The sequence below is a fragment of the Acidiphilium acidophilum genome (assembly GCF_033842475.1).
Lineage (GTDB): Bacteria > Pseudomonadota > Alphaproteobacteria > Acetobacterales > Acetobacteraceae > Acidiphilium > Acidiphilium acidophilum.
In genome coordinates this window covers 322,185-334,652 of the sequence record NZ_JAWXYB010000018.1, presented here as the reverse complement: position 1 = coordinate 334,652, position 12,468 = coordinate 322,185, and the positions used below count along the sequence as shown (strand labels likewise).

Annotated in this window: 11 protein-coding genes; 6 read left to right on the top strand and 5 right to left on the bottom strand. The window is 65.6% G+C overall.

Features of this window, described 5'->3' with window-relative positions:
* Positions 1 to 13 precede the first annotated feature (13 nt).
* On the bottom strand, positions 14 to 289 hold the full coding sequence (locus tag SIL87_RS04215) for a DUF1127 domain-containing protein (RefSeq protein ID WP_319612956.1): 276 nt from the start codon (positions 287 to 289) through the stop codon (positions 14 to 16).
* 168 nt (positions 290 to 457) lie between these two features.
* On the opposite strand from SIL87_RS04215, the gene SIL87_RS04210 reads away from it, so the two are divergent.
* The 6 genes from SIL87_RS04210 to SIL87_RS04185 all read left to right on the top strand — a co-directional run bounded on the left by SIL87_RS04210 (position 458) and on the right by SIL87_RS04185 (position 7,978).
* Positions 458 to 2,221: an aminopeptidase P family protein gene (locus SIL87_RS04210; RefSeq protein ID WP_405055208.1), complete on the top strand. Its 1,764-nt coding sequence runs from the start codon at positions 458 to 460 to the stop codon at positions 2,219 to 2,221.
* A gap of 3 nt (positions 2,222 to 2,224) precedes the next feature.
* Positions 2,225 to 3,763 (top strand): glycosyltransferase, encoded by a 1,539-nt coding sequence (locus tag SIL87_RS04205; protein WP_319612955.1) that lies wholly within the window; start codon positions 2,225 to 2,227, stop codon positions 3,761 to 3,763.
* Positions 3,764 to 3,805: 42 nt separating this feature from the next.
* Positions 3,806 to 6,310, top strand: a complete 2,505-nt coding sequence (locus SIL87_RS04200) for a helicase-related protein (RefSeq protein WP_319612954.1) — start codon at positions 3,806 to 3,808, stop codon at positions 6,308 to 6,310.
* Entirely contained in the window at positions 6,297 to 6,590 is a 294-nt protein-coding gene (locus SIL87_RS04195; protein ID WP_319612953.1) for an RNA-binding S4 domain-containing protein, read from the top strand. Before SIL87_RS04200 ends, SIL87_RS04195 begins: the two co-directional genes overlap by 14 nt.
* A 64-nt stretch (positions 6,591 to 6,654) precedes the next feature.
* Positions 6,655 to 6,987 carry a ferredoxin FdxA gene (gene fdxA, locus SIL87_RS04190; RefSeq protein ID WP_319612952.1) on the top strand — a complete coding sequence of 111 codons (333 nt, stop codon included), beginning with the start codon at positions 6,655 to 6,657 and terminating at the stop codon, positions 6,985 to 6,987.
* A gap of 49 nt (positions 6,988 to 7,036) precedes the next feature.
* Entirely contained in the window at positions 7,037 to 7,978 is a 942-nt protein-coding gene (locus SIL87_RS04185; RefSeq protein WP_319612951.1) for a CarD family transcriptional regulator, read from the top strand.
* Between the two features lie 280 nt (positions 7,979 to 8,258).
* Here SIL87_RS04185 and SIL87_RS04180 read toward each other — a convergent pair whose 3' ends face one another.
* From SIL87_RS04180 to SIL87_RS04165, 4 genes are all read right to left on the bottom strand, one after another.
* The gene (locus SIL87_RS04180) at positions 8,259 to 9,023 is read right to left on the bottom strand and encodes an amino acid ABC transporter ATP-binding protein (RefSeq protein WP_319612950.1); all 765 of its coding nucleotides are present in this window, start codon (positions 9,021 to 9,023) and stop codon (positions 8,259 to 8,261) included.
* Complete coding sequence (locus SIL87_RS04175) at positions 9,023 to 9,775, bottom strand: amino acid ABC transporter permease (RefSeq protein ID WP_319612949.1); 753 nt, start codon at positions 9,773 to 9,775, stop codon at positions 9,023 to 9,025. Before SIL87_RS04175 ends, SIL87_RS04180 begins: the two co-directional genes overlap by 1 nt.
* Positions 9,776 to 9,781: 6 nt before the next feature.
* A complete protein-coding gene (locus SIL87_RS04170) occupies positions 9,782 to 10,600 on the bottom strand; it encodes an ABC transporter substrate-binding protein (RefSeq protein ID WP_319612948.1) in 819 nt (272 codons plus the stop codon).
* A 141-nt stretch (positions 10,601 to 10,741) separates the two neighbouring features.
* The gene (locus SIL87_RS04165) at positions 10,742 to 12,439 is read right to left on the bottom strand and encodes a purine-cytosine permease family protein (protein WP_319612947.1); all 1,698 of its coding nucleotides are present in this window, start codon (positions 12,437 to 12,439) and stop codon (positions 10,742 to 10,744) included.
* Positions 12,440 to 12,468 lie beyond the last annotated feature (29 nt).

Genomic DNA, 12,468 nt, shown 5'->3' with positions numbered 1-12,468 from the left:
CGGTCGCAGTGGGTCAGACGCGCGTCGGGAACTTGCCGCGCACCACGTTGCGGATATCCGAGCGCGCGATGCCGAGATCGGCGAGTTCGCGATCGTTGAGCTGCGACAATTCGCGGAACGCCGCGCGTGCCGTGCTCAGCTGCACGAAATAATCCCGCACCCGGTCGAACATCGCGACGGTCCGGTTGAAATTATCGCGCAGCGCGGCATCGATCGCGGCGTTCTGCGAGGCGATCGCGTGCGCGACCGGCGAGGCGAGCTTGGTTGAGGTAGATGTCGAGGTGGCCATGGTATTTCACTTTCAGATCAGGGAACCGACGGCGATCCGGGAACTGTTTTCGTCGTTACCGATCGTTATCGTCGTCTTGCAGCGCAACATAGGCCTCCGGCCGCGCCTTGTGGAGCGAAGGATTCCTCGGTCAGCTATGCAAAAACATGATAGGAATTTGGTTAAGATATGATGAAAGAGCGCATCTCATCCTTGCGGGCGGCATTGCGGGCTCAGGGTCTCGACGGTTTCATCCAGCCGCGCAACGATGAATTCCTCGGCGAATACGTCCCCGATTCCGCCGCCCGCCTCGCCTGGCTGACCGGCTTCACCGGCAGCGCGGGCCTCGCCATCGTCCTCGCCGACAAGGCAGCGGTGTTCTCCGATGGCCGCTACACGCTCCAACTCGCCAGCCAGACCGATCCGGCGCTGTGGGAGCGCTGCCACATCACCGAAACCCCGCCCGAAACCTGGCTGAAAACCACCGCCCCCGGCGCCCGGATCGGCTACGATCCGTGGCTGATGAGCGCCAATACGGTCGCGAAATTCAGCGATGCCGGGCTGGTCATGGTGCCGGTCGCCAACCCGATCGACCCGTTCTGGAACGACCGCCCGGCCCCGCCCGCCGCCGCCGCCATGCCCCATCCGCTCGATTATGCCGGCGAGAGCGCGAGCGCCAAGCGTCTGCGCATCGCCGACATCATCGGGCGCGACGGCGCGGACGCCGTGCTGCTGACCGATCCCCACGCCGCCGCATGGCTGCTCAACCTGCGCGGCGGCGATCTGCCGCATACCCCGATCGCCTTGGCCTTCGCCTTGCTGCGTCGCGATTCCTCGGCGGTCCTGTTCATCGATCCCGCGAAAATCCCGCCGGAAACCGCGTCCCATCTCGGCCACTCCGTCACCATCGTCCCCCGCGACGCCATGGCCGAAACCCTCGCGACCCTGCGGGGCAAACGCGTCCGCCTCGACCCCGCCACCGCGCCGATCCGCCTGACCCAGATGCTGGGTGACGCCGGTGCCATCACCGTCTCGGGCGACGATCCCTGCGTCCTGCCACGCGCGATGAAAAACCCGGTCGAACAAGCCGGTGCCCGCGCCGCCCATCGCCGCGACGGCATCGCGATGTGCCGCTTCCTCGCCTGGTTCGCGGCCACCGCCCCCACCGGAACCCTCACCGAACTCTCCGCCGCCGCCCGGTTGCGCGAATGCCGCGCCGCCACGCCGGATTTCCGCGCCGAGAGCTTCAACCCGATCTCCGGTGCCGGCGAGCACGGGGCAATCATCCACTACGCCGCCGATGCGGCGAGCAACCGGCCGATCCACCCCGACGAAGTCTACCTGATCGACAGCGGCGGCCAGTACCCCGACGGCACGACCGACATCACCCGCACCCTCTGGACCGGCCCCGATGCGCCGCCCGCCCTGATCAGGGACCGGTTCACCCGGGTTCTCGCCGGCCATATCGCGCTGGCCCGGGCGCAATTCCCGCTCGGCACCACCGGCCCGCAGCTCGACGCCCTGGCCCGCGCCCCGCTCTGGGAGGCCGGGCTCGATTTCGATCACGGCACCGGCCACGGCGTCGGCTCCTATCTTTCGGTGCATGAAGGCCCGGTCAGCTTCCACAAACTGGCCAAACCGGTGCCGCTCGCGCCGGGCATGATCCTGTCGGACGAACCCGGCTATTACGAACCCGGTGCCTTCGGCATCCGGCTCGAAAACCTCCTCCTGGTCACCGAAGCCGCCATCACCGGCCCTCGCCGCTTCCTCAAATTCGAAACCCTCACCCTCGCCCCCTTCGACCGCACCCTGATCGACCCCGCCCTGCTCGACCCCGCCGCCCTCGCCTGGATCGACGCCTACCACGCCCATGTCCACCAAACCCTCGCCCCCGACCTCCAACCCCCCGAAGCCGCATGGCTCGCCACCGCCTGCGCGCCGCTCGACGGATAACCGATGCCTATGGCGCCGCGCTCGATCCTGATCACCAACATCACCCTGCGTACCCGTACCGGCACCGAGGTGATGACCGCCGAACTCGCATTCGCCCTCGCCGCGCGCGGCCACCACGTCGCCATCTACAGCCCCCGGATCGGCGACCTCGCCATGAGGGTGATGGCCCATGGCATTCCCGTGACCGATCGGGTCGAAACCCTGACCAGCCCCCCCGACATCATCCACGGCCACCACAATACCCCTCTGGCCGTCGCAATGGTCCGTTTTCCGGCGACACCGGCCATTTTCGTCTGTCACGATGTCGCCACACCATATGACGAACCGATCATCGCCCCCCGGATCGGCGCCTATATCGCCGTCGATCAAGGCAGCGCCGCCCGCCTGCTGACCCAGGGAGTGGAGGCGGCCCAACTGCACCTGATCCCCAACGCGGTGGACCTCGACCGATTTATCTGTCGAACGAATTTCGCCGCCACGCCACGTACCGCCCTCGCGGTCACCAAGGCACGCGCGCCCTGGTTGCCCGCCGTGCGCGAAGCCTGCGCCACCGCAGGAATCGCGCTTACCGAAGTCGGACCCGGAGTTAACCGCAGCGTCGATGACCTCCCGGCACGCATGAGGGACGCGGACATCGTGTTCGGCTGGGCGCGGAGCGCTATCGAAGCCGCAGCCACCGGTGCCAGCGTGATCCTGTGCTCCGAGTACGGATTCGGCGGCCTGCTCACCACCGCCATTGCCGAGCGCTACCCCGAAGGCCAACTCGGCCGCCAGATCCTGCCAATGGCGGTCACGCCGGCCAGCATTTCCGATGCCATTTTGCGCTACGACCCGGTCGATACCGCACGTGTCGCCACGATCGTCCGCCAGAAACTCTCGCTCGACGACATGACCACACGCTACGAAGCGATCTACGATCAGGTACTTGCCGCTCCCGCCGAAAGCGCAAGCACGGGTCTCGCGACCTTCCTCGAACGCACCTTTCCCCGCTTCGACCTGCCGTCGGATCTGCACCATGACGCGCTATCTCTCGACGCCCGCCTGATCCGCCTCGATGCCTGGCTGGATCGGCGGACCCGTCTCGAACAGCTCCCCGTGCCCGATCTGCCATTCGACAACATGAGTCCCGCTCTCGGCCTGCTCCACACCGGCTGGGCCGACCCCGAAGCCTGGGGGGTCTGGACCATCGCTCCGGTCGCGACGATCGACCTGCCGATCGCGCATCTGAACGCATGGGATGGCAATCTCGTTCTCCGCTGCAACCATTATTTCCCCGCCGGCGACGAACAAGACCGGCTGCGTCCCGTTGAAATCCGCGCCGCCGGTCGCCTGCTCGCCCGATTGAGCTTCCTGCGCCGCGACTACGGGCGCTCCGAAAGCATCATTCACCGCCTTGCGATCCCCGACTCGCTCTGGCGCGGCCAGTCCGGCGCGCTGCGTCTCGCGTTTCACATCCTCGCCCCCCAATCGCCGCTCGACGCGGGCGAGGGCGACGACCCCCGCCGCCTCGGCCTCGCGCTGGAGTCAATCTCCGGCCCGTAGACCACGCCTTGCAATCGCCGCCGAAATCGCCAAACTCATCCTATGTCCGGATTCGCCCCGCGCGTGAAAGCGGTGCTCGGCCCCACCAACACGGGCAAGACGCATCTCGCCATCGAGCGTCTGCTGGGCCACGCCTCAGGGATCATCGGATTTCCCCTGCGCCTGCTCGCCCGCGAAAACTACGACCGGATGGTCTCGATCAAAGGTGCCCGCCACGTGGCACTCATCACCGGCGAGGAAAAGATCGTCCCGCCCGACGCGCGCTGGTTCTCCTGCACCGTCGAGGCCATGCCGCTCGACCGCGCGGTCGAATTCATCGCCGTCGATGAAATCCAGCTCTGCGCCGACGCCGATCGCGGCCACGTCTTCACCGACCGGCTGCTCCACGCCCGCGGCATGGTCGAAACCATGTTTCTCGGAGCGGAAACTATCCGCAAGCTCCTCAAGCGCCTGGTCCCGGAAGCCGAAGTCGAAACCCGTCCCCGCCTGTCCCAGCTCAGCTTCGCCGGTCACACCAAACTCTCCCGCCTGCCGCCGCGCTCCGCCATCGTCGCCTTCTCCGCCGCCGAGGTCTACGCCATCGCCGAGGCGGTCCGCTCGCGCCGGGGCGGCTGCGCCGTGGTGATGGGCCGGCTCAGCCCGCGCACCCGCAACGCCCAGGTCGCCCTCTATCAGGACAAGGAGGTCGATTTTCTGGTCGCGACGGATGCGATCGGGATGGGGCTGAACATGGATGTCGACCACGTCGCCTTCGCCGGCCTCTCGAAATTCGACGGTCATCGCCCCCGCCCGCTCGCCGCCGCCGAAATCGCGCAGATCGCCGGCCGCGCCGGTCGCGGCATGCGCGACGGCACCTTCGGCACCACCGGCCGCTGCCGCCCGCTCACCGAGGAACTGGTCACCGCCGTCGAAACCCACGCCTTCGAACCGCTCGAACAACTCGCGTGGCGCAACGCAAACCTCGATTTCACCTCGATCGACGCGCTGCTGGCGAGCCTTCTCGCATCGCCCGAACGTCAGGGCCTCACGCGCGGCCATGACGCATCCGATCTCCTCACCCTGGTCAGCCTGTCCGGCGATGCCGCCACCCGCGACCGCACCCGAACCCCCCGCGCGGTCCGCCTGCTGTGGGATGCCTGCCAGATCCCGGATTTCCGTAAACTCGCGACCGATGCCCACACCAAACTCTGCGCCCGGGTCTTCCAGCACCTGCTCGATGACGGTTCCCTGCCCGAAGACTGGGTCGCGGCCCAGATCGCCGTCCTCGGCCGCACCGACGGCGACATCGACACGCTGATGCAACGCCTCGCCGATGTCCGGATCTGGGCCTATATCGCGGCGCGGCCCGACTGGGTCCGCAACGCCCTGGTCTGGCAGAACCGCGCCCGCGAAGCCGAAGACCTCCTGTCGGACGCGCTGCACGAAAAACTCATGGCCCGCTTCGTCGATCGCCGCGCCGCCAAAATCACCCGCAGCCTCGATGCCGGGGAACCCGCCGGCCTGATTTCCGCCGTGACCTCCAGCGGCGAAGTCGTGGTCGAGGGCCATCCGGTCGGCCGGATCGACGGATTCCGCTTCGAGCCGGACGCAACCATCGGCGGCGCCGACAAGCGCCTCGTCCTGCGCGCCGCCCGCCGCGCCCTCGGCGGCGAAATGCCCCGCCGCGTCGCCCGCGTCGAGGCCGCACCCGACGCCGACCTCGCCCTCCAGCCCGACGGCGTGATCACCTGGCGCACCGCCCCGATCGCCCGGCTCCGCCAGGGCAGTGCCCTGCTCGCCCCCGCCATCGAAATCATCGACAGCGAATTTCTCGACGGCGCCCAACGCGAAACCCTCCGCGCCCGCCTCGCCCGCTATGTCGAAACCGTCATCGCCCACGACCTCATGCCGCTCTTCGCCGCCGCCCGCGCGGCTGACTCCACGCCCGAACTGCGCGGCGTGGTCCACCGCCTCGCCGAACAGGCCGGAATCCTCCCCGCCACCCCGATCGATGCCGCCCTGCGCCCAGCCTTGCGGCGGATCGGCGTGCGCGCGGGTCACTTCGCCCTCTATCTGCCGGCCCTGCTCAAACCCCGCCCCGCCGCCCTGCGCGCGACCCTCTGGGCCGCATGGCGCAAACGCTGGCTGCCGCCGCTGCCCGCCCCCGGCCGCATCTCGATTGCAACACCCGACTGGCCCGCCGGCCTCGCCACCTATCTCGGCTGGCTCGATTGCGGCCCCCGCGCGATCCGGCTCGACATCGCCGAACGCATCGCCGCCGAACTCCGCCACGCTGCCCGCCGCCGCCCGGTGCCACTCCCCCACGGCCTCGCCTCGCGCCTCGGCATCGCCCCGGTCGACCTCGCCCCGGTGCTCCAGGCACTCGGCCTGCGGTTGATCCCGCCTGAAATTCTCGACGATGCCGCTTTCGGCCCGCCGCAAACCGCCCGCATCGCCATCACCGCCCTCCGCCGCCCCGCGACCGCATCACATGCCGAGCCTGCCCGCCCGCACAACCCCGACCACCCCTTCGCGGTCCTGGCCGCCTTCCGCCGTGAAGCCTCCTGACCCGCTCACCGAGGATGTCGGCTGGCAGCGGCTCGACAAATTCATGTTCCACGCCCGGCTGGCCAAATCCCGCAGCATCGCCGCGAGCCTGATCGGCGCCGGATGCGTGCGGATCAACCGCCAGATCACCGAAAAACCCCACGCGAAACTCCGCCCCGGCGATGTCCTCACCCTCGCTCTGCCGCGCGACGTGCGGGTCATCCGGGTCCGCGCGCTGGGTCTCCGCCGCGGTCCCGCCGCCGAGGCGCAAGGTCTCTACGAGGTCGTGGAAGCGCCGTAATCTTGCGTAAATGCCGGGGCGGGGGCATATCGCGATCAAGTTTTAATTGTCTCAGGAGTGCCCGATGACCTATGTGGTCACCGAAAACTGCATCAAGTGCAAGTTCATGGATTGCGTCGAGGTCTGCCCGGTCGACTGCTTCTACGTCGGCGAAAACATGCTCGTCATCCATCCGGACGAATGCATCGATTGCGGTGTCTGCGAACCGGAATGCCCGGCGGAAGCGATCGTGCCGGATTCGGACGACAAGGCCGCCGCCTGGCTGGAAAAGAACCGCGATTTCGCGATCGCCTGGCCCAACATCACCCGCAAGGGCACCCCGCCGGACGATGCCGACGAATGGAAGGACAAGCCCGGCAAAGCCGCCCTGTTCTCCGCGGAACCCGGCGTCGCCTGACCCGCCTGCCGGGCCGACGTTCCCGGCGCGGCAATTCTGTGATATGATCATGAGATTCAGCGGGCTCGATGCGCCGCGGCCGATGGGCGCGCGGCGGCGCATCCGCATCTCGATGGGGTTGATCATGACCGAAACCAAGCCGCGGTCGCGCGCGGCCGCCGCCAGCAAGGGCGCGTCGCGCAAAACCGGCGACACGTCAACCACTCCTTCCGAATCCAAGGCAAAACCGGCCCGATCCAAATCCGCTGCCCCTCCTCAATCGACCCGACCCGACAGCGCGGCTCCGCCGCCGGCAACGAAAAAAGGCTCCTCCCCCGACATGACCGCCGCTTCAAAAACCGCCGCCAAACCCACAGCGAAACCCGCCCCCGAGAGCGAGCCGCCGGACGATCAACCCGAGATGCCCGCGCCCGAGGCCGAAGCCGCCGCACCGGCGGTCGAACGCGATGCCATGCCGCCGCCCGGCCCCCGCCCGGTGCTGCCACAACGCGCGATCGCCAAGGCGGAAAACTTCAAACCCGGCGATCACGTGGTCTACCCGACCCACGGCGTCGGCAAGGTCGATCGCATCGCCGCCGAGGAAATCGCCGGCCAGAAACTCGAACTCATCCACATCACCTTCGATGAGAACCGCATGACCCTGCGGGTGCCGGTCAACAAGGCCCGCACCGCCGGCCTGCGCAAACTCTCCAGCAAAAAATCGTTCGACGAGGTGCTCGCCACCCTCAAAGGCCGCGCCCGGGTCAAACGCACCATGTGGTCCCGCCGCGCCCAGGAATACGAAGCCAAAATCAACTCCGGCGACCCGATGGCGATCGCCGAAGTCGTGCGCGACCTCCACCGCAACGCCGGCCAACCCGACCAGAGCTTCTCCGAACGCCAGATCTTCGAAGCCGCCCTCGAACGCCTCGCCGCCGAATACGGCGCCCTCGAAGGCCTCGGCAAACAGGAAGCCATCGATAAACTGCTGTTGTTTTTGAAGAGCGAGTAAGGAAGGCGGGGGGCTTTGCCCCCTCGACCCCCACTAAGGGCGGAGCCCTTAGAACCCGCTAGTTTTAGGCAAGGGGAGGGCGCTGCCTCGGATTTTCCAATGATCTGGCCCGGGTCGCCCTCCCCTTGCCTAAAACTGATGGATTTTAAAGGCTCCGCCTTTAACGGGGTCCAGGGGCGGAGGAGCCGAAGGTTCCAGCGATGCTCTTCATCGCTGGAATGGCTCCGGAGGGAGAGCCCCTGGCCTTCCTAAACCGCCCCTCAAATCCAACCTCAGCCTATCAATGCCGTGCTGCGAGCAGGGCGCGGGTCTTGGCGTGGGCCGGAGCATTGAACAATCGTTCGGGCGGCCCGTCCTCCACGATGCGCCCCCGGTCCATCACGATGATGCGGTCCGCCACCTGGCGCGCAAAGCCCATTTCGTGGGTCACGATCATCATGGTCATGCCGTCCTGCGCGAGCCCGCGCATCACGGCCAGCACTTCGCCGACCATTTCCGGGTCGAGCGCGCTGGTCGGTTCGTCGAACAGCATCACCGCCGGTTCCATCGCAAGGGCGCGGGCGATCGCGACGCGCTGTTGCTGCCCGCCCGAGAGCGAGGCCGGAAAGCTGCGCGCCTTCTCGGCCAGCCCCACCCGCGCGAGCAGCCGCATCGCTCGTCCGGTCGCCACCTCCCGGCTTTCGCCGCGCACCCGCATCGGCGCCAGAATGATGTTGTCGAGCACGCTCAGATTGGCGAACAGATTGAACCGCTGGAACACCATGCCGACATCGCGGCGCTGGCGCGCGATATTGCGCTCCCGATCCTCGATCAGCACGCCGCGCCGGTCCCGATAGCCGATCAGAAAACCATTGACCGTGATCCGCCCCGCCTCGATCTTTTCCAGATGGTTGATACAGCGCAGCAACGTAGTCTTGCCCGAGCCCGATGAGCCGATCAGCACCACGGTTTCGCCCCGCGTCACGGTGAAGCTGACACCATCGAGGATCTTGTTCGGGCCAAAGAATTTCTCGACCCTCTCCGCCTGCACCAGCACGTCCGCCATCAGATGTGCTCGCCCTGCAGCATACCGATCACCGCCGCATCGCCGCGCACGGCCCCGCGATCCATCCGCCATTCGACATAGCGCATCACCCCGCCCCAGATCGACGTCAGAGCCAGAAAATACAGCGCCAGCACCGAGTACAGCTCGAAGGTACGAAAGGTCGCCGAGTTGATCGTTTCGGTCACCAGCAGCATCTCGGAAACCCCGATCACGCTCACCAATGTCGAATTCTTCAGCATGATATTGAACTGATTGCCGATCGGCAACAAAATGATCCGCAACGCCTGCGGCAGCACCACGAACCGCAGGATCTGTCCCGGCACCATGCCGAGCGATTTCGCCGCCTCGGTCTGGCCGCGATCCACCGCATCGATCCCGGCGCGGAAAATCTCCGCCATATAGGCGCCCTCGTTCAGCCCGAGCGCCAGAATCCCCGCCTGCACATTGCCCGAAAGGGTGAACGGCCCGGCAGTGATATCATGAAACCGCAAAATCCCGGCTGCCGCCAGACCGGTATAGATGAACACGATCTGCACCAGCAGCGGCGTGCCGCGCATCAGAAAAATATAGAACCGCGCGGGCCACATCAGAAACACCGAAGCCGAACGCCGGGCCAGCGCCATCGGCAGGCCGATCACCAGACCAATGACCTGCCCGCCGACGCTGATCAGAATGGTCAGCCATAGCCCCTGCAGAAACGCACCGTCAGGCTCCAGCAACTGATGCCAGAAATACGGCCAGTCGAAATGCATCGGCCCTCAGCCACCTTCCGGCTTGATCATGTCGATCCCGAGATCCCACTTCTTGAAAATCGCCGCATAGGTACCGTTTTTCATCAGCGTCGCGAGTGCGCCCGTCAGCGCCTGATTGAGCGCGGTGTCGTTCTTGCGCAGGCCGATCCCGGTTGCGATCTTGAAATAGGGCGGTCCGCCCATCGCGAACTGACCGGGCACCTTGTGGACGTAATAACGCGCCGTCTCGTAAGCGACGCCATAAGCCGCGACCTGGCCGAACTGCAATTGCTGCAGGGCCTGGGTGTTTTCCGGAAACGCCACGATGTCGATCGGCGGCTTGCCCGCCGCCTTCAGGGCGACATTCGCCTTGTCGAGCAGCACCGTCGCCGTGGTACCGGTCACGGTTGCCACTTTCTTGCCCGACAATGCCTCAAGGTCGGGCACTTTCGGCGCGCCGGGTTTGAGCAGCACCGCCTCGTGCGAGACCATATAGGGGATTTCGTCGATCACCTGGAGCCGGGATTTCTTGATGAACAACTGCGAAATGATCGCGTCGCAATGATCCGCCAGCAGCGCGGGGATCAACCCGGCGAACGGCATATTGATATACACCGCCTTGAGCCCGAGGCTTTTCGCCAGCGCATCGCCAAGGTCGATGTCCACGCCTTCGGGTTTCGTCTGCGGACTCATGAACTCCATCGGCGGCAGATTGATCGCACTGCAGAACCGGATGGTCTTCGACTTCGCCATTGCCGGCGGCAGCGCCGCCCGTGCGCGAGGCGCGCCCGCAACCGCGAGGCTCAACGCCGCCACCGCGACCGCCACGATGGATCGACTCTTCATCACTCTCGCCATTCATCACTCCCGATTTCGATACCAATGGGTTTTTCCGCCGTCGCAGGAAACGTGTGACGCAAAAAACGTGCCGTCACGTGAACGGGCCGGATGCTGCCATCCGGCCCGCCCCTCATTCAGTCGATCCGCCTACACCACCGGCGGCGTGCCGTATGACAGCACAGGTGCCGCATGCGGCTGCTTGCACATGTCACCGCAATCGCTGTCGAGCGAGCAGCAGAGCGAGCAGATGCTTCCGGCATGGAACGGGCAGGAGGTCATGTCCTGTTTTTCGTATTCATAGCCGCAGGACACGCAGTTCAGCGTCGAGTGATCGACCCCGGCGGCATAGGTCGCCTCCCGCGCGATATAGTATTTGCCCTTGGTCGCGATCGCGATGATCGGCGAGGCGACGAAAGCGACACCGAGCGCGATGAAGGACGAGAACGCCGCCGCATAGGCGCCGAACAATCCGAAGAACGCCGCAACCGAAATGATCGAGGCAATCACCATCGAGCCGAACCCGACCGGGTTGAAATTATACAGATGCGCCCGCTTGAACTCGATATAGGACGGGCTGAGCTTGAGCAGCGGCTTGTTGATCACGAGGTCAGCGACCACCGCGCCGATCCAGGCGACCGCGACGTTGGAATAAAAGCCAAGGATCTTGCCGAGAAAGCTGAACATGTTGGCTTCCATCAGCGTCAGCGAGATGCCGATGTTGAGGAAAATATACACGATCCGCCCCGGATGGGCATGCAGCAGCCGCGAAAAGAAGTTCGACCACGAGAGCGAACCCGAATAGGCGTTGGTCACGTTGATCTTGATCTGCGACAGCACCACAAAAAAGGTCGCCACCGAAATCGCGACCATCCCGGCCCCGAACATCGCGGTGAACCCGGCGTGATACATCTGGATCGGCTCGTTCGCCTTGGCCAGCGGCGTGCCGTGGTTGAACGCGACCGAGGCGAAAAACGACCCCATCAGCTGCTTGGCCGCACCAAGAATAACCCAGCCCGGACCCGCGCCGAGCACGGCGAGCCACCAGCCGATCGAGTTCTGCTTGGTCTTGTCCGGCATGAACCGCAGATAATCCGCCTGCTCGCCGATCTGCGCGATCAACGACAGCGCGATGCCCGCCGCCGCACCGAACAGCAACGGATTGAACGCGGTGCCCGAAGGCGAAGACCCGGCAAAGCTGGTCCACTGGCTGATCGCATGGGGATCGACCGCGAGCACCGCGATCGGCGGCGAGAACAGCAGGAACAGCCAGACCGGCTGGGTCCAGACCTGCAATTTCGACAGCAGCGTCATCCCGAACGCCACCAGCGGAATAATCAGCAGCGAGGCGAGCGCATAGCCATAAGGCAACGGCAGGCCGAAATAGAGCAGGAAGGCCTGCGCCATGATCGAGCCTTCGAGGGCGAAGAAAATGAAGGTGAAACTCGCATAGATCACCGAGGTGATCGTCGAGCCGAGATACCCGAACCCCGCCCCGCGCGTCAGCAGATCGACGTCGACATTGTATTTCGCGCAGTAATACGCAATCGGGATGCCGGTGAGAAAAATCACCGTCGCCGCCGCGAGAATCCCGTAAAACGCATTGGTGAAACCGTACTGCACCGCAAGCGATCCGCCGATCGCCTGATCGGCCAGATAGGCGATGCCGCCAAGCGCTGCGGAAAACACCGCATATTGCGACCAGGTCCGGAAACTCTTCGGCGCATAGCGGAGCGAATAATCCTCGATGACCGGATTATTGACGAAGCGATTGAACTTTCGCTTCTTTGGTACCGCGCCGCCTTCCGGCTTTGGCACGCTCCCGCCTTCGGGCAAGGTAATCGACATGGCTGCACCTTTCGATCGATAAAATGAAT